This is a genomic window from Qipengyuania sp., assembly GCF_043423005.1.
Lineage (GTDB): Bacteria > Pseudomonadota > Alphaproteobacteria > Sphingomonadales > Sphingomonadaceae > Qipengyuania.
The window spans coordinates 1-26,879 of record NZ_JBHWMI010000032.1 but is presented as its reverse complement, the minus strand read 5'-3'; the positions used below and the strand labels follow the sequence as shown (position 1 = coordinate 26,879).

27 protein-coding genes are annotated in these 26,879 nt (G+C 63.1%); 12 read left to right on the top strand and 15 right to left on the bottom strand.

All coding sequences use genetic code 11. From position 1 onward, the window contains the following. The first annotated feature begins 55 nt into the window (after positions 1-55). The 5 genes from ACHFFA_RS05585 (at position 56) to ACHFFA_RS05565 (ending at position 3,915) form a co-directional block, all read left to right on the top strand. Positions 56-757, top strand: coding sequence for an aspartate/glutamate racemase family protein (locus tag ACHFFA_RS05585; RefSeq protein ID WP_394269855.1), 702 nt, complete (start codon positions 56-58; stop codon positions 755-757). Between the two features lie 239 nt (positions 758-996). After that, a complete protein-coding gene (locus ACHFFA_RS05580; protein WP_394269854.1) occupies positions 997-2,157 on the top strand; it encodes a deoxyguanosinetriphosphate triphosphohydrolase in 1,161 nt (386 codons plus the stop codon). Further along, entirely contained in the window at positions 2,150-2,848 is a 699-nt protein-coding gene (locus ACHFFA_RS05575) for an NAD(P)H-binding protein (RefSeq protein ID WP_394269853.1), read from the top strand. The genes ACHFFA_RS05580 and ACHFFA_RS05575 overlap by 8 nt, the downstream gene beginning before the upstream one ends. A gap of 3 nt (positions 2,849-2,851) precedes the next feature. Then, positions 2,852-3,316 carry an ABA4-like family protein gene (locus ACHFFA_RS05570; RefSeq protein WP_394269852.1) on the top strand — a complete coding sequence of 155 codons (465 nt, stop codon included), beginning with the start codon at positions 2,852-2,854 and terminating at the stop codon, positions 3,314-3,316. Further along, positions 3,265-3,915: a DUF938 domain-containing protein gene (locus ACHFFA_RS05565; protein ID WP_394269851.1), complete on the top strand. Its 651-nt coding sequence runs from the start codon at positions 3,265-3,267 to the stop codon at positions 3,913-3,915. The genes ACHFFA_RS05570 and ACHFFA_RS05565 overlap by 52 nt, the downstream gene beginning before the upstream one ends. Before the next feature lie 50 nt (positions 3,916-3,965). Here the strand turns inward: ACHFFA_RS05565 and ACHFFA_RS05560 are convergent, their stop codons facing one another. Beyond that, a complete protein-coding gene (locus tag ACHFFA_RS05560) occupies positions 3,966-4,094 on the bottom strand; it encodes a hypothetical protein (RefSeq protein ID WP_394269850.1) in 129 nt (42 codons plus the stop codon). A gap of 135 nt (positions 4,095-4,229) precedes the next feature. On the opposite strand from ACHFFA_RS05560, the gene ACHFFA_RS05555 reads away from it, so the two are divergent. Then, positions 4,230-4,466: a hypothetical protein gene (locus ACHFFA_RS05555; protein WP_394269849.1), complete on the top strand. Its 237-nt coding sequence runs from the start codon at positions 4,230-4,232 to the stop codon at positions 4,464-4,466. 4 nt (positions 4,467-4,470) lie between these two features. On the opposite strand, the gene ACHFFA_RS05550 is transcribed toward ACHFFA_RS05555, so the two are convergent. Then, positions 4,471-5,982 (bottom strand): CpaF family protein, encoded by a 1,512-nt coding sequence (locus tag ACHFFA_RS05550; protein WP_394269848.1) that lies wholly within the window; start codon positions 5,980-5,982, stop codon positions 4,471-4,473. A gap of 177 nt (positions 5,983-6,159) precedes the next feature. On the opposite strand from ACHFFA_RS05550, the gene ACHFFA_RS05545 reads away from it, so the two are divergent. Then, positions 6,160-7,065 (top strand): DMT family transporter, encoded by a 906-nt coding sequence (locus ACHFFA_RS05545; RefSeq protein WP_394269847.1) that lies wholly within the window; start codon positions 6,160-6,162, stop codon positions 7,063-7,065. 72 nt (positions 7,066-7,137) lie between these two features. Continuing rightward, positions 7,138-8,961, top strand: a complete 1,824-nt coding sequence (gene glmS, locus ACHFFA_RS05540) for a glutamine--fructose-6-phosphate transaminase (isomerizing) (protein WP_394269846.1) — start codon at positions 7,138-7,140, stop codon at positions 8,959-8,961. 214 nt (positions 8,962-9,175) lie between these two features. On the opposite strand, the gene ACHFFA_RS05535 is transcribed toward glmS, so the two are convergent. The 4 genes from ACHFFA_RS05535 to ACHFFA_RS05520 all read right to left on the bottom strand — a co-directional run bounded on the left by ACHFFA_RS05535 (position 9,176) and on the right by ACHFFA_RS05520 (position 15,303). Then, positions 9,176-10,555 carry a TnsD family Tn7-like transposition protein gene (locus ACHFFA_RS05535; protein WP_394269845.1) on the bottom strand — a complete coding sequence of 460 codons (1,380 nt, stop codon included), beginning with the start codon at positions 10,553-10,555 and terminating at the stop codon, positions 9,176-9,178. After that, positions 10,552-11,979 (bottom strand): ATP-binding protein, encoded by a 1,428-nt coding sequence (locus ACHFFA_RS05530; RefSeq protein WP_394269844.1) that lies wholly within the window; start codon positions 11,977-11,979, stop codon positions 10,552-10,554. Before ACHFFA_RS05530 ends, ACHFFA_RS05535 begins: the two co-directional genes overlap by 4 nt. 304 nt (positions 11,980-12,283) lie before the next feature. After that, positions 12,284-14,455, bottom strand: coding sequence for a hypothetical protein (locus tag ACHFFA_RS05525; RefSeq protein ID WP_394269843.1), 2,172 nt, complete (start codon positions 14,453-14,455; stop codon positions 12,284-12,286). Beyond that, positions 14,452-15,303 (bottom strand): TnsA endonuclease N-terminal domain-containing protein, encoded by an 852-nt coding sequence (locus ACHFFA_RS05520; RefSeq protein WP_394269842.1) that lies wholly within the window; start codon positions 15,301-15,303, stop codon positions 14,452-14,454. Before ACHFFA_RS05520 ends, ACHFFA_RS05525 begins: the two co-directional genes overlap by 4 nt. Positions 15,304-15,388: 85 nt before the next feature. Here ACHFFA_RS05520 and ACHFFA_RS05515 point away from each other — a divergent pair, with 85 nt between their 5' ends. Next, on the top strand, positions 15,389-16,753 hold the full coding sequence (locus ACHFFA_RS05515; protein WP_394269841.1) for a hypothetical protein: 1,365 nt from the start codon (positions 15,389-15,391) through the stop codon (positions 16,751-16,753). Positions 16,754-16,755: 2 nt separating this feature from the next. On the opposite strand, the gene ACHFFA_RS05510 is transcribed toward ACHFFA_RS05515, so the two are convergent. The 5 genes from ACHFFA_RS05510 to ACHFFA_RS05490 form a co-directional block, all read right to left on the bottom strand. Further along, complete coding sequence (locus ACHFFA_RS05510) at positions 16,756-17,349, bottom strand: hypothetical protein (RefSeq protein ID WP_394269840.1); 594 nt, start codon at positions 17,347-17,349, stop codon at positions 16,756-16,758. Then, positions 17,346-18,203, bottom strand: coding sequence for a hypothetical protein (locus tag ACHFFA_RS05505; protein WP_394269839.1), 858 nt, complete (start codon positions 18,201-18,203; stop codon positions 17,346-17,348). Before ACHFFA_RS05505 ends, ACHFFA_RS05510 begins: the two co-directional genes overlap by 4 nt. Continuing rightward, positions 18,200-18,901 (bottom strand): hypothetical protein, encoded by a 702-nt coding sequence (locus ACHFFA_RS05500; protein ID WP_394269838.1) that lies wholly within the window; start codon positions 18,899-18,901, stop codon positions 18,200-18,202. The genes ACHFFA_RS05505 and ACHFFA_RS05500 overlap by 4 nt, the downstream gene beginning before the upstream one ends. Before the next feature lie 74 nt (positions 18,902-18,975). Further along, a complete protein-coding gene (locus tag ACHFFA_RS05495) occupies positions 18,976-19,848 on the bottom strand; it encodes a 3'-5' exonuclease (protein ID WP_394269837.1) in 873 nt (290 codons plus the stop codon). Beyond that, positions 19,841-20,218 (bottom strand): hypothetical protein, encoded by a 378-nt coding sequence (locus tag ACHFFA_RS05490; protein WP_394269836.1) that lies wholly within the window; start codon positions 20,216-20,218, stop codon positions 19,841-19,843. Before ACHFFA_RS05490 ends, ACHFFA_RS05495 begins: the two co-directional genes overlap by 8 nt. 139 nt (positions 20,219-20,357) lie before the next feature. Here ACHFFA_RS05490 and ACHFFA_RS05485 point away from each other — a divergent pair, with 139 nt between their 5' ends. Next, on the top strand, positions 20,358-20,633 hold the full coding sequence (locus tag ACHFFA_RS05485; protein WP_394269835.1) for an ArsR/SmtB family transcription factor: 276 nt from the start codon (positions 20,358-20,360) through the stop codon (positions 20,631-20,633). A 212-nt stretch (positions 20,634-20,845) separates the two neighbouring features. Here the strand turns inward: ACHFFA_RS05485 and ACHFFA_RS05480 are convergent, their stop codons facing one another. Further along, positions 20,846-21,199: an ArsR/SmtB family transcription factor gene (locus ACHFFA_RS05480; protein WP_394269834.1), complete on the bottom strand. Its 354-nt coding sequence runs from the start codon at positions 21,197-21,199 to the stop codon at positions 20,846-20,848. Positions 21,200-21,389: 190 nt separating this feature from the next. Here ACHFFA_RS05480 and ACHFFA_RS05475 point away from each other — a divergent pair, with 190 nt between their 5' ends. Together ACHFFA_RS05475 and ACHFFA_RS05470 are read left to right on the top strand one after the other, a co-directional pair. After that, positions 21,390-23,303 carry an FTR1 family protein gene (locus ACHFFA_RS05475; RefSeq protein WP_394269833.1) on the top strand — a complete coding sequence of 638 codons (1,914 nt, stop codon included), beginning with the start codon at positions 21,390-21,392 and terminating at the stop codon, positions 23,301-23,303. Continuing rightward, a complete protein-coding gene (locus ACHFFA_RS05470) occupies positions 23,209-24,294 on the top strand; it encodes a bile acid:sodium symporter family protein (RefSeq protein WP_394269832.1) in 1,086 nt (361 codons plus the stop codon). Before ACHFFA_RS05475 ends, ACHFFA_RS05470 begins: the two co-directional genes overlap by 95 nt. Before the next feature lie 146 nt (positions 24,295-24,440). Here ACHFFA_RS05470 and ACHFFA_RS05465 read toward each other — a convergent pair whose 3' ends face one another. The 3 genes from ACHFFA_RS05465 to ACHFFA_RS05455 all read right to left on the bottom strand — a co-directional run. Then, positions 24,441-25,079, bottom strand: coding sequence for a cation diffusion facilitator family transporter (locus ACHFFA_RS05465; protein WP_394269921.1), 639 nt, complete (start codon positions 25,077-25,079; stop codon positions 24,441-24,443). After that, positions 25,076-25,447, bottom strand: a complete 372-nt coding sequence (locus tag ACHFFA_RS05460; protein WP_394269831.1) for an STAS/SEC14 domain-containing protein — start codon at positions 25,445-25,447, stop codon at positions 25,076-25,078. Before ACHFFA_RS05460 ends, ACHFFA_RS05465 begins: the two co-directional genes overlap by 4 nt. A gap of 22 nt (positions 25,448-25,469) precedes the next feature. After that, on the bottom strand, positions 25,470-26,879 hold a 1,410-nt coding region (locus ACHFFA_RS05455), incomplete at its 5' end, for an efflux RND transporter permease subunit (RefSeq protein ID WP_394269830.1).

Genomic DNA, 26,879 nt, shown 5'->3' with positions numbered 1-26,879 from the left:
CGGCGCGGCCGGTGCATCCGGCCTATCGACCTATGGGCTATTTCGGGGGAGGATCGTGCGCAAAATCGGGCTGATCGGCGGCATGAGCTGGATTGCCACGCGCGCCTATTACGAGCGCATCAACCGGCGGGTGCAGCAGCTGGGCCAGGCGACAGCCAGTGCGCCGATGCTGATCGAGAGCCTCGATAACGCCCCCATTTCGCTTGCCCGGCAGAACGATGACTGGGAAACGATTGCGGCGGTCCTTACGGAATCGGCCACGCGCCTTGAAAAGGCCGGGGCGGAAGGACTGGTGATCGCTTCCAACGCCATGCACCGGGCGTATGACGACATTGCCGCTGCCGTGACCATCCCCGTCCTGCATGTTGCGGATGCGGTGGGCGAGCGGTTGCAGAACGCCCGCGTCACCAGTGCCGCGCTGCTGGGCACGCGCGCGGTAATGACCGAAAGCTTCTATCGGCAACGGCTCGTGTCCTATGGCGTCAATCTGCTGCCGCCCGAGATGAACGATGTCGAACTGGTCGATGGCATCATCTACAAGGAACTGATGCTGGGCCGGGTCACGCGGGCGGCCGAACGTGCGCTCAAGACGGTCATCACGACCCGCGAGAAGCGCGGCGCACGGGCGATCGTCCTGGCAAGCAGCGAACTAGGGCTGGTGGTCGATACCCGGGCCAATGTGCTGCCCGTTTTCGATGCCACGGAAATTCACTGCGATGCCATCGCGAACTGGTCGCTCGAACGAACGGAGCCCTGACGTGGCCGAGCGGAGAGCAGTTTGCCGTAAACGGTTTATCAACCATCAGGGCGGCAAGATGGGCGCTGGGGAAACCATGACGGGATAGCGAACCCGATCGGTCGGTACCGGTCGCTTCGCTTTACACCGGGGCCGCGCATTCGGCCTGGATGCGCGGCCTTCCGCTTCAGCCGGAAGGGCAAGGTTCGTCTTTCGTTCACGTTGTGGGGGCCGCTATGCTGGCATAGAGCGCAGCGGGCATGACCAGAGCACTCTATGCCGCCAATCCCGCCGACAGCCGGGGGCGTGAATTTCCCGAAGGGCGCGAAGGCGCGCGCGGGCCGCGCACCGAATTCCAGCGCGATCGCGACCGTATCATTCATTCGATCGCCTTTCGCCGGTTGCGGTCGAAGACGCAGGTCTTCATCGCGCCTGATGGCGATCACTATCGCACTCGCCTGACCCACAGCCTCGAGGTGTCGCAGATCGGCCGGGTCATCGCGCGCGCGCTGGGCCTCGATGAGGATCTGACGGAGGCGCTGTGCCTCGCCCATGACATTGGCCATCCCCCTTTCGGCCATGCCGGCGAAGCCGCGTTGAGCGAGGCGATGATCCACGCCGGCGGCTATGATCACAACGCCCATGTCATTCGCACCCTGACACGGCTGGAAAACCCCTATTGCGGCTGGCCGGGGCTGAACCTTTCGTGGGAAACGCTGGAAGGCTTGGCCAAGCACAATGGCCCGGTCATCGCACCCAACTGGGCTTTGGCCGAGATAGACGAGGCCTATCCGCTCGCCCTCGACGAATGGCCCTCACTCGAGGCGCAGGTCGCCGCGGTTTCGGACGATATCGCCTATGACAATCACGATATCGACGATGGGCTGCGCGCCGGCTTCCTCGAGCTCGACGACCTCATGACGATCGATTTCGTGGCGGATCAGTATCGCCAAGTCGAACGCCGCTTTCCTCATGCCACCCGGGACCAGCATCTGCGCGAACTGGTGCGCGAGCAGATCGGCTGGATGGTCAACGATGTGATCGAGCAGACCCGGTCAGCGGCGAGCGGGCTTGGCAGCATTGCCGAGGTGCGCGGTGCCGGCCGGCAGATCGGCGAGTTCAGCCCGGCAATGGCGGCGGACGAACGGCGGCTGAAACGGTTTCTCTACGACCGGCTCTATTACCATCCCGAACAGATCGCGACCGCCGAACGGGCAAGGGAGGTCGTGGCCAGCCTTTATGCGGCATACAGTCAGGACGAGACGACGATGCCGCCAGCCTGGCTGCGGGGCCTGCCGCCGGGGCAGCCCGAACGCAGCCGGCATATCGCCGACTTCATCGCCGGCATGACCGATCGTTTTGCGATCGATCAGTATGCGCGCATCTACGGGCGGGTGCCGGCAGGCCTGTCGAATGTCTGATGCGCCGCTCGGCATCACGCTGGTCGGCGCGACCGGGCTTATCGGTCAGCGGGTGATGGCAAATTGCGTGGCCCGCGAGGATCTGCGCCTTACCGCTATCGCTCGCCGCGAGGCACCCCTGCCGGCGGGTATCCGCATGGAGCTGTTCGTGGCGGAGCCCGCGAAATGGGGCGAAGTCATCGAGGCGGTTAGACCGACCGCGGTGATCTGTGCGCTCGGCACGACATGGAAGAAGGCCGGAGGAGACGAAGACGCGTTTCGCGCAGTCGATCAGCGTCTGGTGCTTGATCTTGCCTCCGCTGCCCGCAGCCACGGGGTCGAACGATTTGTCGTTGTCAGTTCGATCGGGGCGGATGCGGCCTCGCGCCAGTTCTACCTGCGCGTCAAGGGCGAGGTCGAACGGGACCTGGCAAAGCTGCGGTTTCCGCGGCTCGACATCCTGCGGCCCGGTCTGTTGCTCGGACCGCGCGAGAGTGACCGCCGTCTGGCCGAGAGGATCGGGCAGTTTGCCGCCCCGCTGTGGAATCCGTTCCTTCATGGCCGCTTTCGGCAGTATCGCGCGATCCCTGCCGATACCGTGGCAAGAGCGGCGTTATCCCTGGCGCGGCGACCGGCGCGGGGACGATTCTTTCACGATCACGATGCGTTGCAGCGGGCGGCGCGCAGCCTTCCGCAACCGGCGAGGGACTGACCGATGTGGGATACGATCTTCAACTTGGGCAATGGCCTGGCCCTGCTCATGTGGCTTTGCCTGATCGCCCTGCCGCGCTGGCCGGCGCTGCTCGCGGCGGTGCTGTATCTTGGCGTCGCAGTCCTCTGCCTCGCCTATGCCGGGTTGCTGGTCGCGCTGCTGGGCGGGGTAATCAATCCGGTGCGCGAAGCCGGGCTTGGCGGATCACGCGGCTTTGGCGATTTTTCCCTTGGCGGGATAGCCAGCCTGTTCCGCTCGCAAGGCGGGGTCACGGTCGGCTGGCTGCATTACCTCGCGCTCGATCTGTTCGCCGGGCTGTGGATCGCGCGCGATGCCGATGCAAAAGGTTTCTCGCGGTGGATTCAGGCGCCGATCCTGCTGCTGACCTTCCTCGCCGGTCCGTTCGGCTTGCTCGTATGGCTGGTCATTCGCGAACGGCGCGCGCGGGCGACAGGTCGCTGGTCGTGAAGCGTGTGGCGCCGGCCGCGACGCGCAATGCCGGGCCGGTTGCCGAGGTGCTGGAGCTGGAATTGCCGGTCGAGGGCACGGTGCTGGAAATCGCCAGCGGGACGGGCGAGCATGCGGTATTCATGGCCCGCCGCTTCCCTCGTCTGGTGTGGCAACCTACAGATCTGGACGGGGACAATCTGGCCTCGATCGCCGCATGGCGCGATGAAGCGGATGTGCCGAACCTGGCGCCGCCGATTGTCCTCGATGCGGCGGCGAGCGTCTGGCCGATCCGGCAGGCGGATGCGGTCTTCTGCTGCAATATGGTCCACATCAGCCCGTGGGCGGCGACCGAAGGGTTGTTTGCCGGGGCGGCAAGACTTCTGGCCAAAGGCCAGCCGCTGTGCCTGTACGGTCCGTTTCTGGAGGCCGGGGTCGAAACGGCGCCCTCGAACCTTGCCTTCGACCGGTCGCTAAAGGAACGGGACCCCCGCTGGGGCCTGCGCCATTTATCGCAACTGGATGCCTTGGCACAGCTGAAGGGCTTCGTGCCCTCCGCGCGTCATGCGATGCCGGCCAACAACATCATGCGCATCTACCGGCGAACGCTGGCCCCGTAACGCAAAAGGCCCACCCTTTCGGGCGGGCCTTTATGGAAAAAGCCGATGGCTCAGATTTCCTCGTCGACCTCATTCGCCGCCGATTCCAGATCCTGTCCGGCGCCGCGCACGGTGTTGCAGGCGGTGGCGGTCAGCGCCATCGTGGTGATGCCGAGAGCGAGAAGAACTTTCTTGACCATGTTTCTACCTTCCCGAATGCCCGTGATTGAGCCTTCCACGCCTTTCAACCCGATAGTGCCGGGCAGGTTCCCGTGGGGCTATGTGGAGACTGCCGTACATTGCACCGGATGCCTGTGGCTGGCAGGCCTGGGGAGGTGACGTGGCGCGAACCCCATTTCGTGCTGTTCGCCAGCGATGCTGCGCTTCTTGCGCTGTGGGGCGTGGCCGCGCTGGCGGCGGCGGCCTTCGCGCTGGTCATGGAACGGCGCCGTGCGCGCCGCATCACTATCGCGCGGATCGGCTGGATGCCGTGGACCGGCATCTTTCTCGTTTGCTCGGTGATCGGCGGAGCGCTGCTGGCGGTCGCCGTACCCGCCCTGTTGCAGGGGTAGGCGGTTACAGGCAAGCTTCGAGATAGGCCTGATCGAAGCCGAACTGCCGCGCCTTTTCGAGCGTGTAGGGACGCAGGCCCGAGGACCGGAACTCACCCAGGATCTTGCCGTCCTCGCTCTCGTCGAGGTACTCGAACTTGAACAGTTCCTGGGTGACGATCACGTCGCCTTCCATCCCTATGACTTCGGTGATGTTGGTCGTGCGCCGCGAACCGTCGCGCAGGCGCTTGACCTGGACGATAAGATCGACCGATTCCGCAATCTGGCGGCTGATCGCTTCCTTGGGGATCTTGATGTCGCCCATCAGGATCATGTTTTCCATACGGCCGAGGCATTCGCGCGGGCTGTTGGCGTGAAGCGTACACATCGAGCCGTCGTGGCCGGTGTTCATCGCGGCGAGGAGATCGAAACATTCCGCGCCGCGAATTTCGCCAAGGATGATGCGGTCGGGGCGCATACGCAGCGCGTTCTTGACGAGGTCGCCGATGGTGATTGCGCCCTGGCCCTCGAGGTTCGGCGGCCGTGTTTCGAGCGGCAGCCAATGCGGCTGCTGCAGGCGCAATTCGGCGGCGTCCTCGATCGTCAGCACGCGTTCGCCCGGGTCGATCATCTTGGACAAGGCATTGAGCATGGTCGTCTTGCCCGAACCGGTGCCGCCGGAAATGACGATGTTCATCCGGCACGCGCCCGCGATCTTGAGGGCGGTTGCCATCTTTTCGCTCATCGAACCGAAATCCTTGAGCATGTCGATGGTGATCGGCTTTTCGGAGAACTTGCGGATCGAGATCGCGGTGCCGCGCAGGGACAGCGGCGGCACGATTACGTTGACGCGGCTGCCATCCTTGAGGCGGGCGTCGGCCAGCGGGGTCGTCTGATCGACCCGGCGGCCGACCTGATTGACGATGCGCTGGGCGATCTGGAACAGATGCGATTCATCGCGAAACCGGATCGGCGCGATGATCAGCTTGCCCTTCTTCTCGATGTAGGTCTGGTCCGGCCCGTTGACCATGATGTCCGAGACATCCGGATCGTTGAGCAGTTCCTCCAGCGGACCAAAGCCAAGAAGCTCGTCGACCAGCACCTTTTCCAGCGCAAACTGCTCGCGCCGGTTCAGCGTCACCTTGAGTTCGGCGAGCACCTCCATGATGATCGGGCGGAATTCTTCGGACAGTTCTTCCTTGGTCAGCGTCGCCGCCGCTTCGGGATCGACCCGTTCGAGCAGGCGCGGCAGCACCTGCTCCTTGATCTTGTGAATGCTCGCTTCGAAGCCGCCGACCGTAGATTCGCCCGAATGGACCGTGTTCATCCGCTCCGACAGGCGCGCCATCGCGTCGCCGCCATTGAGGGGCGAGCCTGCGCCAAGGCTATCGGCGTCGGGCAAGGGGGGAAACTGTTCGCCCCCGCCATGATCGCCGCCGGGATTGTCGGACGGAGCGCCGGTGCCGCCGCGCATCGGTTTCGCGATGCCGAACTGCGGCCGGCCCCCCGGGCCACTTTTCCGTCCGAATGCGCTCATTCCAATGAAACCCCTGCACGCGCTGTTGTTGTCGTTCTGTCTCGCGCCCTGCCACGACCGGCAACAGGACGGCGTTTCCGGGCTTGGTGAATAGGTTGGAAACCTTGATTATTCCCTAATGTCCGGACAGGGCGGCCCGCGCGTCTGCAACCGGCGCGCAAGGAGATACCCACGATCATGCGCAATGCCGACAGTTCCGGGATCCTGTTCGCACTGACAGGCTTCGCGCTGTTGAGCACCGGGGATGCGATCATCAAGACGATGGCCGGCGAATGGTCGCCGCTGGCCGTGGCGGCCTTGCGCTTCGCGTTCGGTGCGGCGGGGCTCTCGGCGCTTCTGCTGACGACGCAGGGCCCTGCCGCCTTCCGGCCCAGCCATCCGTGGCTTCAGGTGGCGCGGGGCTTCTGCCTGTCAGCGGCGACGCTGTTGTTTTTCACCGCGATCTTCATCATGCCGCTGGCAGAGGCGACCGCGCTGGTTTTCATCGCCCCGATCCTTACCGCCCTGCTCAGTGGCCCCTTGCTCAAGGAACAGGTGCGACGCGCGACCTTCATCGCCTCGGCCATCGCGTTCGTCGGCGTGCTGGTGGTCTTGCGCCCCAATTTCCTCGAACTCGGCCCTGCAGCCCTGCTACCCCTCGCGTCGGCCCTCTTCATGTCGCTGCTGGTGATCGCCAACCGGGCGTCCGCAGGGCAGGGGAGTGCGCTGTCGATGCAGGTCTATGTCGCCGTTATCGCCGCGCCGCTTCTCGCGCTGGCGGCATTGGGCGGATACGCTTCGGGCGAGGAACGCTTTGCGGTAGGCTGGCCCCCGCCCGGCGTGGTGCTGCGCTGCGCAATTGTCGCGATCACCGCGAGCACGGCGCATTATCTCGTGTATCTGGGGACCACACGCGCCAATGCGGCGACCATTGCGCCGACGACCTATGTCCAGCTTCTTGTGGCGACAACTCTGGGATGGTGGTGGTTCGGCGATCGGCCTGACGCCATGACGCTGGTCGGTGCGGCGATCATCATCGCTGCGGGTCTATATCTTTGGCGCGATAATCGCAGGCGCCTGGAATCGGCGGCTGCGCCTTCCTGACGAGGTGTTTGACCGCCCGGCGCTTTGCTCTACATCGCGCGGTTCCAGAGTTGACGGCGGAGATCACGGACCATGTGCGGCATCATCGGCATTGTCGGCAACCATGCGGTTGCCGATCGACTGCTCGGCGGGCTCAAGCGGATGGAATACCGCGGCTACGACAGTGCCGGAATCTGCACCCTTCATGCCGGGCAACTGGTCCGCCGCCGCGCAGAGGGCAAGCTTGCCAATCTCGCCGCCGAACTGGAAGCGCATCCCGCGCCGGGGGACATCGGTATCGCCCATACCCGCTGGGCGACGCATGGCGCGCCCACCGCGCGCAACGCCCACCCCCACGCGACGGAACAGCTTGCCCTCGTGCACAACGGGATCATCGAGAATTACAAGGATCTGCGTGCCGAACTGACCGCGGCGGGCCGCGTACTGGAAAGCGATACCGATAGCGAGGTGGTGGCGCACCTGATCTCGCGCGAGGTCGAGCAGGGTGCCGCACCTGCCGATGCGGTGCGAACGGTCCTGCCGCGGCTCCGCGGTGCCTTTGCGCTGGCGATTGCCTTTCGCGACCACCCGGACATGCTGATCGGTGCGCGCCTTGGCTCGCCGCTGGTGATCGGCTGGGGCGAGGGCGAGACCTATCTCGGATCGGACGCGCTCGCGCTGGCACCGCTGACCCAGCAGATCACCTATCTAGAGGAGGGCGACTGGACCATCGTCACCCGCGACGGCGCGATGATCTACGACGAGACCGGCGCCGAGGTAACGCGCGAGGTCACCACGTCGGGCGCATCGGCGGCGGCGGTCGAAAAGGGCAACTACCGCCATTACATGCAGAAGGAGATCTTCGAGCAGCCCACCGTCGTGGCGCAGACGCTCGGCTCCTATGTCCGGCAGGCGGACGGTTCGATTGCCCTGCCGCAGTTCGATTTCGATATCTCCAGCGTGCGCCGCGTAACCATCGTCGCCTGCGGTACGTCCTATTACGCCGGGCTGGTGGCGAAATACTGGCTCGAGCAATTCGCCCGCGTCCCCGTCGATATCGATGTGGCGAGCGAGTTCCGCTATCGCGATCCGGTTCTGGAGGCCGGCGGGCTGGCGCTGTTTATCTCGCAGAGTGGGGAAACGGCCGATACGCTGGCGGCGCTGCGTCACTGCAAGGAGCAGGGGCAGACGATCGCGGCGGTGGTCAACGTGCCGACCTCGTCCATGGCGCGCGAGGCCGATCTGCTGCTGCCGACCCACGCCGGCCCGGAAATCGGCGTCGCCTCCACCAAGGCGTTCACCTGTCAGCTCGCGGTGCTTGCAGCGTTCGCCGCGCACATGGCGGTAAGGAAGGGGCGGATGAACCGTGCCGAGGAACAGGCGGTGGTCGAACATCTGCTGCAGGCCCCGGCGCTGCTTAATGCCGCGCTCGATCATGATGACGATATTGCCGCCATGGCACCGCTGATCGCCCCGGCGCGGGATGTGCTCTATATCGGGCGCGGTCAGGATTTTCCGCTCGCCCTCGAGGGGGCCCTCAAGCTGAAGGAAATCAGCTATATCCACGCCGAAGGCTACGCCGCGGGCGAGATGAAGCACGGCCCCATCGCGCTGATCGACGACGAGGTTCCGGTGATCGTCATCGCCCCCTCCGGCCCCCTGTTCGAAAAAACCGTCTCCAACATGGAAGAGGTGCGCGCGCGGGGCGGCAGGATCGTCCTCGTGTCCGATGCCGCCGGGCTGGCCCAGGCGGGCGAAGGATGCCTCGCGACGATCGAAATGCCCGAGGTCCACCCGCTGATAGCGCCGCTGGTCTATGCCATCCCGGTCCAGCTGCTGGCCTATCATGTCGCTTGCGTCAAAGGAACCGACGTCGATCAGCCGCGCAATCTCGCAAAATCGGTCACGGTCGAATGAGGGCTTTTGCGGAGGCAATTAGCGCATAGTTATATCTAAATCGGTCCTGACACATCTAATTGGGTTCTGACATATGTAATTCGGTTGTGACACGCTCCGGCCTGTTCATCGAATTAGGTTTTGACACCCAGCAAAGATCGTAAGCCGCTATCGCGAACACAGCCTAGGAAGCTGCATCACGCGGTATAGGTTGAGGAACGTCGGCAATAGAGTGTCAGATCGCCCGGGCTAGTCGGGGGCGCGGTCGAGCTTGGAGAACGAACTCTCTCCTGACTTGCGTGATGTACTGAGGAGGGAGGCCAGCGCTTCTCATCACCATCCACGGATCGTCCTCCGCGCGATCGAGACAGTTCCGAACATGCCATCTCATCCGGCGTGCACGAAATTCACCTACGCTTTCCACGATCTCGCTCATAGCAAGCGCGGATATCGGCAGCTTCTCAATCCGCTTGGCCAGCCAATCCCGCCCATTGAGTTGCTTCTCCAGCGACGCGGCGGTCACACGGACCGGAGGCGAGAGTCGTTCCATGCGATAAGCGCGCTCGCGCAGCGCGATCGAATACTCCCGATCGATGGCGTGCCAATCAATATCGCTGCCGCCGGTCTCCGGTTCTGATGCCTTAACCGCTTGCGACCCAATCGCGTCGATCCGTTCGGCCCTGCGCTCGTCCGGCAGCCCTTCCATCGCGTCGAGAAACGCCTCCAACAAGATGTGATGAAGCGGAGAATGCGCTCCGCCAGCAGAGCGCACGATCGAGTTCAGCCATGTCTCGCATCGCGCGACAGGTCTCGTGCCAGGCATGCGATCCAGGAGTTCACCGAAATGGTCCACGAAAAGGGAATGCAGTTCTCTCTGGCGGACCTTATGGCGTCCCCGAACTAGGCCAAGGTCACGAAGACGCTCGCGGTATCCGTCCCGCAGTTCTTGGAGATTCGATGCTGGCCGCTCCCGTGCGGTCAGATCAGCACATCTGCTAGCTAGTTCGGTCGCGAGTGCCCTGCTGCGTCCTCGCAATTCGTCCGTCACCGGCTCGCTCTCGTCCGGACAGACCAGCCGAGAGGCGGCAACGTAGGCGTGCCGGTTGCTGGCCTGCAACTTGACCGCGCTGCACCGGAGCCGGCGATCATGACGGTCGCACACGAGCACTCCGGGCAGTTGATGGTTCACGCGCCAATAGCGAAACCCGTGATCGTGTTCCTGTTGGATGGCGCAATCCGGACAGAACTGCAGATAGGCCGGACGGCCGGTGCGGAACACCGAGGCCCCGAGCAGGAAGTGGACGCTTCCTTCACCCCCGAACATAGCCTCGAAAGCCATCTGCCGCAGTTCCAGCGATTGGAATGCGGTGTAGTAACCGTAGAGCGTGTGACCTCCGATCAAATGGCGCGCTGCGCTTCGCCGGGACGGCAGCCTCCCCAGCAAGGTCGACAGATTGTTCGGCAGATCGACGGTCGCGATCATGTTCGCCCGGCCATACAGATCCTTCATCAGTCCCTTCGGACTCGTCAGACCGCTAAGCACGCCGTGACGGGCGAGGGCGCTGTAAAGAAGTTCTCCCGGCAACAAGGGTGGAAAGAAGACCAGTCCCCTCATTCCAATGATTCCTCCAAGGATACCGCGGTGATCGTACCGGCTATTGCGGAGGTGTCTTTGACGCCCTTGAGTCTCGACCTGAGATCGTCCTCGTCAGTGGGCGGTTTCTCCTTCGGCTTGTCCTTGCGCAACCGGTCCGTCGCCGACAAGGCCGACCGATCCTTCTGCACGGCCGATACTAGGCCCGCCAGATCGCCGCTCTCGATCAACCGGCGATGCCGCGCCACGATCATCTCGCGCTCTTTCACGGCGATGCCCAGCCCTTCGAGGAGCTGGTCCACTACCGTCACATCAATGCCGTCCTCGGTTATCATAGGCGGAAGATGCACGGCACCGTGCTCCACGTCGTGAAGAGGCTCCTGCTCGGCAAAACCCAGTCCCTCGACCTGCTTCATGAACCAGTCGCCCGAACCCATCAGGTCCTCGAACTTCGCCAATGCCTTGGCATCGTTGTTGCGAAGCGCGTCGATGAACGGCCGGACGGCGTTGAAGCTGCTCGCGGCGACCTCATGGATGAGCGCGGCCGTGATGATCTCCTGGGTGTCCGGCCGAGCCGACGTGATCATCATCAAGCGCATCTGACAGAGGATGAAGAGCTTTACGACGAGATCGGTGATTCCCTGCGTCTCGCTGTAGAGAGCGTTAAGAACCCCCACCGAGAGTTCGGTGGGGGTGTTCGTATACTGCCATCGCCACATGCGCTTCACGAAGCCTTCGAACGCAGGACCATAGATCGGAGCTGGCGCGCCACGCTCATCGTCCGCGACCGCGATAGCAGATCCCGGAGGCGGAGTTGTGGCAGCACCGGGCATGCGTTCGAAAACGACCGAACCGAAACCGTCCCCGCGACGCGCATCGCGGAAAGTGCGCTGGACTATCGGAAGTGCCGTCATCGTCCCGATCATCAGCATCGAAATCCCGATCGAGTTGCGCAGCGTCACGAGGAAGTTGAGCAGGGAATTGCCGTCCTTGCGGTTCACGCCGACATGCTGAACCTCGTCGATGACCAGAAGGCCGATCGCATGGAGGTTGGCGACGCGGGCCATTCCGGTGAGGAGAACGGCGAGGGGCTTGGTCCGGTAACGTTTCTGAAGATCGGATTCGAATCCGGCGTGCCGAAGAGCCGTGTCGACCGCCGCGAAGAAGAACCGGCAGAGCGAGACCAGCGATCCGTCCGGGGGGCACTCGATACGGAGCCAGGTAATCTGCGCGACCTGGACCGGTTCGGTATGAAAGATGACCTGCGGATAATAGGATAGGCTCGTAGCGCAGGAATGCGTCTTCCCGGTTCCCGGCGGTCCGACCATCATGAACGACATGGAGGTGTCCCTGGTGGGCGACAACTGCTCTAGCACACCTTGGCCCGACGGATCGCGCCGACCGACCTTTTCCCTATCCTTCTTCGCCTCGCGTTCCTCCTCCACCGCGCAGGCATGGGCGAACCGCAACCAGTCCGAACTGCCCGGATTGCGCCCCAAGTATCCCTGACGCATGATCATGTCGATCTTCAGGCCCACGTCCCGCGACTGGACGGACGGCTGCGAATAATGCAGCAATCGGAGACAGGCGTGCATCCTCGCTTCGGATCCCCGACGCCTGTCCAGTTCGGTATGGATCGGTGGGCAATTGAAGCTGCGCTGGATCTCCGCGAGACTGCGTATCGGAGGAAGCCGATTGATGAACGCATTCTCCGCATATTCCGGCAGGGTGAGCAGTTCAGGATCATCGTCAGACATCATCGATCTCGTCCAGGTCTGGGACCGAATAGCTCGGTCGAGGAGAAACTGGCAGTTTGTGGACGGTCGCCCCTGCGGAGCGTCGGTCGCACGTGTCCGAAGCTCGGAGCGAGAACGCCGCTTCACGTTCCGCCTGACGTTCGGCGCGCCTGCCTGCGGCATTGTCGGCCCTGATCTGGACGACCGTGCGGGTATCCGTCACGGACCCTGAAGAGCGTCCCTCACGGTCGCGCCTGTCTTCGAATGCCTTGTGTGCGCGTTTGCGATCCTCCTCCACGCGCCGGACCTCTTCTTCTTCCCGACGCGCTTCCTCGAGTGCCCTACCGTCCTCGAAACGAAGACCCCGCAGCGATCGGTCGCGGTCCGCCAGTTCGCAGGTGACGAACCCCGATGGCGCATCGGTGTGCCAGAGGACGCGCTGTCCGCTCAGATCATAGGAGATCTCGACCGGGCGCGTTCTTCCCGAACGGTTGGCTTCGGCCTGCAACGGCTCGAGTTCCCGCGTGGTGAACACCCTTCCCTCGAAATGGATGCCATCGGAGTATACGCGTGCCCTTGCGCGCGGCATCATGTGGAAACGGACCTGTTCCGGATCCCATCTTCTCGGCGCGCCACGGTTGGCTATCCCCCATTCGAACATATCGGAAGGAACCCGTGCGACACCAGCCGCCAACATGTCCGGATCAGCGTCATACCCAGTCAAGACATGGTCGTTGTTGAAGCCTAGGATGAACTGAATGACCTTGCGCTCGAACTCCCATATGGTGTCGAGCTGACCGGCCGCTGCGGCCGCGAGATCGGCGTTGCGCTTCGCCTTCGACCTGTATCGAGAGGGAGGGATGCGACCCTTAGTGGTGCGAGACCACTCGACGTCAGCCCACTGGAAGAGCGATTCGACCGCACCCTTCAGGTCACCGCGTTCAGCGCTGGTCTGCTCGAACGTGATCGCCAACCTGCCAACGAGCCAATCCCCCCAGTGTCCCGTGAGCTCGCCGCCATCATGCAGCAGGGAACCGCAGACATGCGCCGATGGCCAGCGATCCACCTGCGGATCGAAGCCGAACTCCTTCAACACTTCATCCTTGGGCGTAAAGGCATTCAGTAGAGCCAGGGCAGCGGTGATCTGCGATGGTGCCTGCAATCCAAGGTAGTAGCCGACGATCATCCGCGACCAGACGTCCCTCACGAAGTAGAGATATGGTCGACCCAAGAGGACATTCTTGTTGGTCTTCGAGGTCACGCCGAAATTCACGACCGTCGCGTCGATCTGGAACCGCGCTCCTGGACCCCACGTCTCGTAGGTGGAGGTGCTGCGAATGGCCCGGTTGTCCTTTTCGTAGATCGGCGTTCCGAGGACCTTGCGACTGGTCTTCTCGTGCCTGCCATCGTTCCTATACCAATAGAGGAACTGGGCGTAGGTCGCCGGGGCCTTCGTCTCGTATCGTTCGTGCAAACGGGTCGTCCGAACACCATCGACCTCGACCTGCACGTGACACGCTTCAGTCTTCCAACGCTCGTATGCGCCCGAGATCTTGAAGGCCTCCCCAGTGAACTTCACCTCACGATCGGTCGCTGTCGCGAATTCCTTGGCCAGTGCCGGTGTGACGTTCTCCGGTCGCACTCCAGATCTCTGCGAAGGCCGGCCCAGCTTCTTCCAGTCGTCCCTAGTGTGACCCGCGCGTCGATGACCGCATCCTTCGTAGCGGTCGAGCAAAGCGTTGGCGCACCGACCGTTGGCATAAAAGCGCAGAAGCCACTTCTTGATGCTGTTCCGTGCCCGACCGGACTGCCGCATCGCCTTGGCGATCAACTTTCCCCTCTCCAGTGGATCGAAGATCGCCGGGCTAGCGTCAATCAGCGGTCGGATGACTTCCATCCTCGCATCGCGCTTTTCACGTTCCTTCTTGTCGATCTTCCGAGTCAGCCAGGATGGCGAAAGCCGCTCGGCGGACTCCAGGATCATCCCGTCGCGCTCGATCCGAGCGATGACCGCACTCAACCGTTCGAGCCGGGGCCAATCATCGTTTTGAGCAGACATTAGAGCCACGACGTCGCGATCCTCATCGACCCATACGACGATCTCGCGATCCATCCCGGAACCGTTGATAAGCGGATCATAGGGATCGGCAGCCGGACCGAACATGTCTTCGGGTCGCAACATCATGCCCCCAGACCCATGTTAAGAGCGCACGGTGAGAACGCGTTCGACGACATGTCGAGGGAGGGTTCTCCGAGATGGAAATCGTAGGCAATCCGCTGCCTGGCGATGAGGTGGCGGAGCGTTGAAAGAACGTCGCCCGATCCAAAACCACCCAGTTGCTCGAGATGAACGATCAGATCGCGCAATGTCGCATGTTTGCCGGAGACAAGCGCGGCCTCGACGAACTCGCAGCGCCGCGTCCAAACGGCCATGGATGCGCCGGCGTCGATGGGCAGGTAGAACCATTCCCTCGCCCACATCATTGCGTTGAAATACTGCGTCCTTCGCAATGTGCAGTCCAGTAACGGCTTCCAGGTGTAGCCGAACCGGGCCCAGTATCTGCGCTCGATCTCCTGCTTCACGACAGTGCGGTGCTTGAGGAGGTCTTCGGACTGCTTGACGGAGAAGACCCGGGACACCGCCCTGCCGCTGGCGGTGCGGAAATCGACGATGAGATCGGAGGTCATCACGATGTCCTCCCCCGTCCACGGATCCGCGGGGTGGGACACCCCCATCGCATGCGCGATCCTGCGAGTGATGTCCCGGTCCAGCGGGAACTGTTCACGAATGTCGATGACCTGCGGTTGACGCTCGAAATAAAGAACGGCGTTGCGCTCCAGGTCCGACATCAGGTGCATCACCCGGTCGTGCAGTATGCCGCGCATCCGGCTCTTGCGGCCAGATGACTTAACGTTCCTGACCTCGAGCCAGGGTCTGTATTCCGCTCCCGTTCCCTGCCCGCGACCTTCCTTGATCCATCGCAGGCGTCGACTCTCGAAGAAGGCATAGGGACTGCGTTTCGGATTACGCACGCTGCATCTCCGCAGCGCTCAGTTGCCGAAAATGCCGCGCCGACCTCACGTCAATCGATGACGACCACCTGAAGCCTGTGCGGGAATGCGCGCTGTGCGCTTGCGATCGATCAATCGGAAGACCTCGACCGACGCGAGCCGGCTCCGGTCGCCACCGTTCCTGCGCCCCTCGATATCCCACTGCAAATCGCAAGAAAACTCTCCCGAACGGATGGTTATTCCAACGGGCGGATGCACGGAACGGATATTGTTTACAAGGAAAATCGGTATGCCGGGACTTCGATCTGCAATTTTGGAACGGGGATCGGTGAAAGTAAGCCACCCGGTCTTGCGTGACATTCGCGATCGCATGATAAGCTGCGGCGGAATGACCAACATGGATGACATCGCAAGAGATCCCTGTTGGCTGAGGCTTCCTGCCGGAAGACGCGAACGCGCCCTGCGACGCCATGAGGCTCTGCTCGAATACCGGGGGGGGCCGGAAAGCGTGGAACGTGCGCAGATCGCGGCCGACAAAGCAGGCATGTCCCTGAGTTCGCTCTACAAGCTGCTTCCCAAGTGGGAAGGCCCCGCAGGTCCCGACATCTGGGCGCTCGTCCCCTACGCGCGCTCGACCCATCTCGGTCAGCCGCGGCTCGATCCCGAAGCCGAACGGACCCTGCACAGCCTGATCGAGGAGGCAATGGCAGATGGCGTGCGTGGCACGGTCAGGATTTCCGGCGAGGTCGTTGCCCGATGGCCGGATGGTGGACCCGCCATGCCCGCATCGAGCACAATCAGGGATCATGTCGACAGCCGCGGCGGGATTGGAAGCATCGAGAAGGGAACGATCAGCCTCAACACCGGACGTCACGCGCAGGAAACCGCCGACACCGCTACCGCCTTCGGCGAGGTGCTGGTCATCGACCACTCCGCGATCGACCTGTTCCTCGATCACCCCAAAGCACCCCGACGCGTCACCATTACCCTGGCGCTCGACCTCTTCAGCGCATCCGTCGCCGGAGCATGCATATCCGAAGGCCCACCCAATCCGAATCTCGTCTTGGCAGCTTTGGACGATGCCGGAAGGCGGAGCAGCCAATCCAGCGGGACAGCAATCAAGCCCAGGCTTCTCTTCTCCGCCACCAATGGTGAAGGCTGGCGGGCACTCGTCGAAAGGATCGGCCAGCGCGGTCTCATCGCTAAGGTGCGATGGGGCACGCGCCTCCATTTCGGAGGACCGATCAGGCGCATGATCGGGACGAAACTTGCCGACCTCCGACTGCTCTCGCGCAAGAGTCACAGTCGTAGCGGTGCCAAGGACCGCTTCGATCCGGCGGTCCACGCGCTCGTGACCATCGAGGAAGCGCGGCTGGTCGTGAACGACGCTATCGATCGATTCAACGCTGAACGGTTGAGAGGACAGTCTATCGTGCCGATCGACACGGGAAGCCAAGTTGCACACGACTGACATCAGTCCGCGCGGTTGTCCCGAGCTTTGGCCGGCGCGTCAGTTCGCGCCACCGCCGTCCGTGCGCTTTCCGGTCGGTGCCACCGTCCGGCATCGCCCCCACCGTGCTCCCCGCCTGGCGATTTCCTCGAGCGGACATTCAACACCGGGACAGCGAGCGTCGCCAGGTCGATCACCACATCGTCAGCCAGGATCTGCTCAAGATTTCCCAACGCGAGAACGTTCTGTCGGTCGAGCCCGGCGATATCGCGAACCTCTCCGACGCTGATGGTGGGAGCGCCCCAGTCCCATCGTGTGTCCGAAACCAGCAGTGAGAACAGGGCGCCCTGAGGAAAGGTGCGGAAAATCATCGGTGTCTCACGATCGGAAATGATCGGATCGACAGGATCGAAGTGCCTCGCGAGACCGAAACGAAGGGATATCACCACGCTGTCAGAGCAGTGTCCGGCGAGCGTGGCCACTGTCGCAGCGTCAAGAGCCCCTCCATCGATCGTTATCCGTCTGCCATTGACCACGATTTCGGCATCCGGAGTCATCCGTGAATGACCATCGAAGCTCGGGTCGACGAGGTCCGGAAAAGGTTCGAGCTGCTTCATGATTGCACGGTCCGACCGGGCCTACTGCCAACGGCGAAGCGATCGCAGAACGCGAGCTTCATGAAATGCTCGGTCAGGGCGCGAGCGCCGTCCTGCGTCACCATCTCGCTCCAAGCATCCCAGCGATCGATGCGCTCGAGGAGCCAGAGGTAGAATCGGTCCCGCGCATGGCGGTCGCCATCGGACCATGACATCGTCCACAAGGTGCTGCGAACCGGAATCTCGCGAGTGATCCGCAGTCCGATCAGCTTCACGATTGGATCTCCACCGATCGTATCGATCGCGAAACGATGTGCCATGCGCGCAGCGACGCGTTCGCGCCTTTCCACCTTTTCGGCAGCTTCCCTTCGTTCGGAATGACCTGCGACCGTCCTGTTGGCGACGATCCAGTCGAGACCGACATCTTCCTGGGCATCCTCGCGCGTCCGCGTGGCGATGAGCATCAGCAGCACGGCCCGCCCTTCAGGCGTCGGCCTGCCGTCAGTTTCGTTCACCAGGCCTGCAGCCAGCAGGTAGGCCCGGAAGAACTGGTCGAGGTGACCGTCACCCAGGAAGATGTCCCTGACGCGCTCTTCCGGCGCGACGAAGCGACCGTCGGCAATAGCGAGATAGCTCGCCATGAAGTCCATGATCGCGTTCGCCCACCCGGAATGAATGGAGGGCAGGCCGAGACGATCGCTCCAGAAGGCCTCACGGACCGAACCCCATTGGCGCCCGCGCTCGTCGACCAGCGGCGGCTGTCCGGGAATGGCCCCGCTTGAAACCATCCAATAACCCCACGGAAGGTCGGGATGCCGATCGTCGCCGTAACGTTCGTCACCCGAGCGACCGAAAGGCGAAAACGGGCCAGTCATCGCTCTTCCTCGCGTTCGGAAGGTGGAGGAAGTCCGAGCGGCTCACGAGCGGTCGTATCCCTGTCCGCATCGATCAGCGATTTCAGCTTCCGCGCCAGCTCGATGCAGTTCGAGTAGACGAAGGACTGGTCGCGATAGATGTCGCCCTTGCGACCTTCGCCGTATCGACCGTTGGGGACGAGATCGCCCGGGTGGTCGGTGTCGAAGCCCAGCCACCACAGGTCCTCGTGGAACTCGTCCTCGGTGGTCTGCACCGTGCGATATTCCTGCACCCACCTGACCCTGGTCACGTGGCATACTGTGTAGCGCTCCTTGCGCGGCTTCCCCCAAGCCACGCGTGCAAAGCGATTGACCTCACAGGCCTTGCCGTATGTCACGCCCCCGTGCACCGTGTTGGAAACGCCGACCGGCACCGCATCCGCCTCGAACCCGAAGAGCGGATGCTCGGGGCCGACGCCCACGTAGCCCGAGATGGTCCCGTTCTTCTGACGGAGCATGATGCAGCCGAGGCCCGTCTCCGCGTCGACCCACGCGACCTTATCGGCCTCGTTGTTCCAAGGCCCGTCACCCGAAGGACGTCGATCAGGGTTGTGATAGACCTGCAGCGCGGTGATGCTGGTGTCCGCCACCGCGTAGGTGACCGGCGCCTCGTTCATCAATCCGTCCGGCAGCTCCGCCTTCACGACCTGCTTGCTCACTTTCTTTCGTCCGGTGGGCTTCCTCGCCAATTTCGCTTCTCCTGTGCTGGTTCGTGAGGACATGGATCAGTCGATCAGCCGCGGCCGCCTCGACGGTAACGGCTGTAGGCGTCCTGACGCGTCAGCCGCGGCCCGAGGGCTCGTGCTTCCTTTCCGCTCGCGTAGACCTCGCTGGCCAACCAGGCCTGTTCGTCCAAGAGGCGGAAATCCATGACCTCACGCCACCAGACCTGCGCCTTCGGATTCCAGCGGTAGCCGCGCATCCGCAGTGCGTCCTTGGTCGGGAAGGCTGCACCGACTGCCTCGATGACGAAACTGTCACACGACGAGGTCCCGTCGAGCTCGTAGAGCAGCGGGCGACCATCGGTCCGTTCGTGCCGCAGAAGCTGAATCAGCGCGTCCACATCGCCTTGCGCCCGGTGTGCATCGTAGAACCATCCAGCCTGGGCGCAGAGCCAGCCAAGCGACCGGCCTTCGAAACCCGCAGCCGCCCAGTCGATCTCTACGCACGAGCAGGCCCACTGCTTCGTCGGTAGTGCGGTGAGGCGCTTCTCCACCATGGGGCGGTCGAACGCCGCGTTGTGAGCGATGACCACGTCGGCCGACGATATGATGTCTGTCGCTACTCGGTCGTCGATCCGCCGTCCAATGAGGTCCTGGTCCGTGATGCCGGTGATCCGAACGATGTCTTCAGGCAGCGGAACGCCGGGATCCTCGCGCCAGCACCACGCACGACCTATCTCGGTGATGTGTCCGGCGGGATCATACTTGAAGCGGCGCACAGCCAGTTCGATGACTCCGTCCGCGTCGGGATCGAGCCCGGTCGTCTCCACGTCCAAGACGGCCGCTACGCGCTGGGGATCGTCCGGATCGCCGAAGCCCGTCTCGCCCACACGAAGATCTACGCGACGTAGCTGCCTGATGTCGGACGGCGCCGGTTCAGCCACGTCCGGTCTCCAGAGATGCCGAGCCTTCGAGGAGAAGTCGATCGATCGTCGCAGGGTCGGCGTCGAGACCGAGACCCAGGCCATGCAGCAGAATGGCCTTTGAGCACGCATCCTTGTCCATGCAGGCCTCGATCGGCGGGCGGCCTTCGAATAGTGCGAGCGGGGAGACCATCCAGCCGACGGGATCCTCGGCCAAGCCGTCCCGCTGCATGCGGGCGCCGGTCTCTGCAGCCACGCATGCGATCCGAATGAGCGCGACGCGGCGAACCGCCATCATGCCCCCGCTTTCGTCCTCGAGCGGGTCGAGCGCCCAGTTCGCTGCGGGCTCCTCGAAGTAAGGGTCGAATTCGTAATCCGCGGTATCGCTCATCGCACCGCTCCCCACGTTCCGCACCGGACCTACCGGCGCCTCGTGACACGGCACATAGCATGAACAGAATTTAATTCAATAGGTAATGAAGTATTGAATTAACTTGTCGGTAGGGATCACTGACGCTATCAGCAGGAGAATGGAAAAGATGGATGCCGTCGCGAAACTCAGTGCCCTGGCCCAGCCGACCCGGCTGGAGATATTCCTGGCCATAGCGCGAGCGGCGAACGGCATCACCTCGACCGAAGTCGCCGAGCAGACGGACACGATGCCCAACAATACGTCGGTGCACCTGTCAGTACTGCGCAATGCCGGTCTGGTTTCGTCAACGAAGGAGGGGCGCTCGGTAACCTACAGAGCGGAACGCGGAGCGCTCCGGAACCTGGCGGCCTTCCTGTCAGAGGCCGCCAAATAGCACCGTGTCGACAGGACTGCGGTCGATAGCTGTTGGTTCAATCTTGCTCTGTCCGTAGTGAACCTGAGGGACGATCAGCCTTGGACTTTGTCGGCGGTCGTGTGGCCAAACAAGTTCCATCGAGGAGGTGGAAGGTGAGAAATACTCTCTCGCTAGCTCGTGTCCGCGCACGTCGCGGGTTGGTAGCTCCGGACGCGATGAGCAACCTTCGGTCAGGCCGGCCCAGTTGGCCGCCCAGTGCACTGGGCGAAGAGCGCAATCGCCTTGTCGCAGACTGCGCAATGTCCCTCGCAGCAATCGCGCATAAGAAACGCGACGAGATCCGACAGCGCCGGGAAGATGGCGCTGTAGATGATGGACCGGCCCTCGCGGCGGCTCTCGACGAGACCCGCTTGCTCCAGCTGGCTGAGGTGAAAAGAGATACGTGAGGGCTGTGCGCCGAGCGCCTCGGCGATGAAACCGGCTGACCGGCCGTCGGCACCTGCCACCACCAGCATGCGGATGATGCGCAGACGCGTCGCATTCGAGATGGCGGCAAATGCACCCAGGGCTTGATCTTCATTCATATGGCCGATAGTTCAACTTTACTTGAAATATAGCCGTCCACGTGGACGGCGCAAAATGGACAGTCGGATGAACCTTACCCGGATCGCCACGTGCGGGCCAGCGATCGGCGTTGTTCCACACTCAGAAAGCCTGCGGTTTCTCCGCTCGCTTCTGACGCGGCATCATCAGGCAACAAGGCGATTTCGCCTGTTGGCACTCGCCCTCGTGGCGATTGCCCTAACAGCGCTCTCGAATTCAGCCTCCGCGCAAACTGCGCCTGCGCAAACCATCTGGAGGCTGCTCGACTACATCGCGGTCGATTACCCCGAGGCTGTCGAAAACGGCCAAATCATCAACCAGACCGAATATGACGAGATGCTAGAGTTCTCGGCCACAGCCAGCAGGTTGATCGGCGAGCTCCCGGCTTCTTCCGCCAAGTCTCCTCTCTTGCGCAGAGCCGCAGAGCTCGAACAGATCATTGCCGCGCGATCTCCTGCACCGACGATCGCGTCGGAAGCACGAGGCCTCGCCGCTGATCTCATCGCCGCCTACCCGGTTCCGCTGGCTCCGACCGTTGCACCGGACTTCGCGCGCGGGAAGGCGCTCTATGCAGAGCAATGCGCAAGCTGCCACGGCGCGACGGGAGGCGGGGACGGCCCGGACTCCATCGGTCTCGATCCACCCGCTATCGCGTTCACTGATGAGGCGCGGGCGCGCGAACGGAGCATCTTCGCTCTCTACCAGGTGATTGAGCAAGGGCTTGAAGGGACCAGCATGATGAGCTTCGCTCATCTGCCGCCGCAGGACCGGTGGGCTCTGGCATTCTACACCGGATCGCTTGCTTACTCGGAAGGGGCGGCACGCCGGGGTGAAGCTCTGTGGGAGAGCGACGCCGAGTTGCGCAGGCGGCTAAACCTCGAGAAGCTCGTCGGCACGACGCCGGCGGTCCTCGCCGCCGAAGTGGGCGAGGACGAAGCGCGTCACCTCATGGCCTACCTGCGGCAAAATCCGGAGGCAGCTGCCGGAGCACAAGCGACCGGGACCCTGACACTCGCGCGCACGAGGCTTGGCGAAGCGCTGGCGGCATACGAGCGGGGCAACCGCAAGGTCGCGACTGATCTTGCGCTGTCGGCCTACCTCGATGGGTTCGAGCCGGTCGAAGCCGTGCTGTCGGCACGCGATCATGCGCTGATGATACGCATCGAACAGGCGATGGCCGAGTTACGCTCCGGAATCGCTAGAAACGAGTCGGCCGAAGCAATCCGTGAACGTGTCGCGACGCTCGACGGGTTGTTCGAACAGGCGGAGAGCGCGCTGGCGCCCAGCGAGGCTTCAGCAACCTCCAGCTTCGTCGCCGCCTTTACGATCCTGCTGCGCGAAGGCCTTGAAGCGATCCTGATCGTCGTCGCCATGATCACTTTCCTGACCAAGGCCGATCGGCGTGATGTGCTCCCCTATGTGCATGGCGGCTGGGTGGCGGCACTTGTTGCCGGTGCTGCAACCTGGGTGGCAGCTACCTGGTTGATTACGATTAGCGGAGCCAGCCGCGAACTGGCGGAAGGGTTCGGTGGCGTATTCGCGGCCCTGGTTCTGCTGTGGGTCGGCATATGGATGCACGGCAAGAGCAATGCCGATGCGTGGCAGCGCTATATCCGTGAGAAGCTGGGCGCCGCACTCAATCGTCGCTCGGCATGGTTCCTGTTCGGCCTGGTATTCGTGGTCGTTTACCGGGAGGTGTTCGAGACAATCCTGTTCTATGCCGCGATCTGGAGCCAGGGGAATGGCGGCGCGGTCCTTGCCGGCGCGCTCGCTGCATCCGCGGTGCTGGCAGTGATTGCCTTTGCAATGATGCGCTACAGCCGAATCCTGCCGATCGGGAAGTTCTTCGCCTATAGCTCGGCGCTGATCGCCGCACTCGCGGTGGTGCTGATTGGCAAAGGAAGCGCAGCGCTGCAGGAGGCAGGTTACCTGCCCATCACCCCTTGGCGAGGATTCCCGCGCAGCGATCTGCTCGGGCTTTATCCGACCCGTGAGACGGCGTTGGCTCAAGTCATCATGGTCGTGCTGCTCGCGCTCGGATTTGCCTGGAACCAGCGTAAGTTCCGTCAGCAGCGCACCGCCTGACGGCACACCGCCCGCGCAGTATCCAGGACAACCGAATGCAGAAGCTGCTCAGCCTCGTCGAGAACAATCTCTTGCTGCTTGCAGTTCTGGCAGCCGCTTTCGGTCTGTTCGTTCCGTCGGTTGGCATCGCCCTCTCAGGGAGCATCGAGCCGCTTCTGGCTGCGCTTATGCTGGTCATCAGCCTCACCTTCGATGCGCATGCAGTGAAGCTGGTGCTTCGCTTCGCAAGCCGGACCGGCAGCTCTGGGCTCTCGGGCTGGTCTATGGTCCGATGTCTCTGGCGGGGTGGCTCATCGGCCGCGTGTTCTTCGGCTCGGGTCATCTCGCGGCGGGTCAGATTTTGGTCGGTACGCTGCCGACGGACGTCTCGGCACCGCTGTTGGTCCTGCTGGCGAAAGGCAACGTCGCGCTCGCCGCAGTGCTGAACGCGGTGAACACCGCCCTCTCACCGTTCATCGTGCCGTTCCTGTTTCTGCTGCTAACCGGCATCGAACTCCAGGTTCCGGTGGGATCGGTTGTGCTCGAGCTGATCCTCGTTGTGCTGGTGCCCACGGTAGTCGGAGTATACCTGCGCACGCGCTTTGCGGCCGCGGTCAGCCGCCACGACAGTGCCTATCCCGCGATCGGTTCGATATTCTATCTGCTGCTGCTGCTGGCAGTCGTCGGACCCAACGCAGACACTATCCTCGGCTATGGCTGGTTCGCCGTGGTCATCGCCTTCGCGGCCCTGCTACTGAATCTCATTGGTTATGCGGTGGGCTCGATCGCAAAGGTCTTCGCAGCGGACCGCGAAGAGGTCATCGCCTATCTCTTCACCGTTAGCAAAAAGGAATTCAGCATCGCTGCGGCTTTCGTGGCAGCGTCCGGTCTGCCGACCGAGATCGCCGTCCCGGCGGCCTTCTTCGCCGTCATCCAGATGATCACCTCGCCGATAGCCGCCAAGCTGCTGGCCTCACGCACGCCGACCCCAAGTTCAGCGAACAAGACCTAGGCCAGCTATACGAGCGTAGGCTCGAGCAGAGCCCATAACAAAGCCGGGATCGTCAGCAACGTTGCTGCGGACAGCATATATATCGTGGCACGTGCCGCTCGCTTGCTGGTGCGATAAGACTGTCGCGCCATAGTCGTTGTGAGTGCTCATGGGCGAAACTGATCGCCCCTTTTGTGTTCGGTGCCTTCCTCGTCATGGATGTCCATGTGGGCATCACGCAGGATCTGGATGCCGCCGTAGAAGGCGATGCAGGCCACCGCGACACCCACGAGCAGGTCGGGCCAGTTGGCGCCCGTCAGCATCACGACGACGCCCGCGATGATGATGCCGCCATTGGCGATGAAATCGTTGAAGCTGAAGGTCGTCGCCGCGCGCATGCTGACGTCCTTCTCCTTCGTCCGCTGGAGCATCCGGAGGCAGACCAGGTTCACGACTGCGGCGACCGCAGCCATGGCCAGCATCATGAAGCCGCCCGGATCCGACCCTTCCAGGAACCGGCGCACGGCATCGGCGATGACACCCGCGGCGAAGACCAGGAGCATGATGCCGGAGAAGCGTGCGGCACCCCGCTGCCAGACGCGCGAGCGGGTCAGCGCCAACAGGCTCAGCGCATAGACGATCGCGTCAGATGAGTTGTCGAGCCCATTCGCCAGAAGCGCATTCGAATCCGCGAAGTAGCCGACCACGAAGAACCCGATCGCGATGGCGACGTTCAGCCAGAGCACGATCCACAGTGTCCGGCGCTTGCCGGCCGAGCCGAGATCGATGTCGTGGTCCCCGCTCATGCCACGCTCCCCCCTCTCCTGGCCCACTCCTCGGCGCGTTCGCGCTGGGATCGCGGAAAGAACTTCATCTCGGCGAGGAAGAGCGGATCGAAGAGCTTAGTGCCCCATTCTTCCCACTTGCTGTCGCCAACGATGGCGATCCGACCGAAGCTGTCCTTATGCCGGGCGTCGAACTTAAGGTCGCGCCAGACGCCCCCCAGATCCCAGCCCGCGAAATCCGGCGCGAGTTCAATCAGCATCGCGACGGTGCCGGGCGTGCGCTGGGCGATACGTTCGAACCGAGGCGCGAAGTCATCGTAGTCCGACCCTTCGAGTTTGCCACCGGCGCGTATCCGCACCAGTCCGTCGTCTTCATCAATCTTCAGCATCGTGTTCTCCTTTCCCTAACCATCATGCGATGTCCGTCAGCTCGCGCCGCTCGTCGCTGGTCGCGTTCCGGCGCAGGCGGTCCCACCACTTCTCGCGCCAGCTTCGCTCGTCATCCGAACGGTGGAGCACGAGGCGCGCGATAGCGGGCAGGACGAACAGCGTGAGCGCGGTCGCCGTGATCAATCCGCCGATCACCACCGTAGCCAATGGACGCTGCACCTCGGCACCCGTTCCGGTCGCGATGGCCATGGGCACGAAGCCGAGCGAGGCGACCAGCGCTGTCATCAGCACCGGCCGCAGCCTGGCCAACGCACCGTCGGAGATCGCGTCGTCGAGTGACATCCCATTGTCCAGCCGCTGGCGTATCGCGGTCATCATCACGAGCCCGTTCAACACGGCGACACCCGAAAGGGCGATGAAGCCCACCGCAGCGGAAACCGAGAACGGCATCCCCCTAAGGGCGAGGGCGAAGACACCGCCCGCCAGCGCCATCGGGATGGCGCTGAATACCGCGAGAGCCGGAACCCAACCGCCGAGCGCCATGAACAGGAGCAGCAACACCAGCGCGAAGTAGACCGGCACGACAAGGGCGAGCCTTGCCTGCGCAGCCTGGAGGTTCTGGTATTGACCGCCCCATTCGATGAAGGAGGCAGGTGGCAACTCGACGCTCTCGGCGACGCCTGCACGCGCCTCCTCGACGAACGAACCGAGATCGCGTTCGCGCACGTTCGCCGATACGATCACCAGCCGGCGACCCTGTTCGCGCCGAACCTCGGCGAGACCATCGACGACCCGGAAATCAGCCAGCGTTCGAAGCGGAACCGTGACCCCGCCGTCCAGAACGATGGGAAGGGCGCCGAGCTGATCGAAATCGTTCCGGTTCGCATCCGCGAGCCGGACGACCACTTCGAAACGGCGGTCACCCTCGAACACCAGTCCCGCCGGGCGACCGCCCAGCGCGATGGCCACGGACTGCGCAACGTCCTCCACGGTCAGGCCATAACGTGCGATCGTCGGACGATCGAACGCGATGTCCAATGTGGGGAAGCCCGTAACCTGCTGGACCTTGACGTCCGCAGCGCCCTCGACCCCGCGAAGCACTTCCGCCACTTCTCCGGCAGACCGGGTCAGCGCCGTGAGATCGTCGCCGTAGAGCTTGACCGCGACATCGCCGCGGACACCAGCGATCAGCTCGTTGAAACGCAGTTCGATCGGCTGGCTGAACTCGTAGACGTTCCCGACCAAGCCGCTGAGAGACTCCTCCATCTGCGCGACGAGTTCGTCCTTCGGCAGATCGGGATCAGGCCATTCCGCCCGCGGCTTCAGGATCACGTAGGCGTCGGACGCGTTCGGCGGCATCGGATCGCTCGCGACCTCCGCCGTGCCGGTGCGCGAGAACACCAGCTCGACCTGCGGGAAGGTCTCGAGCCG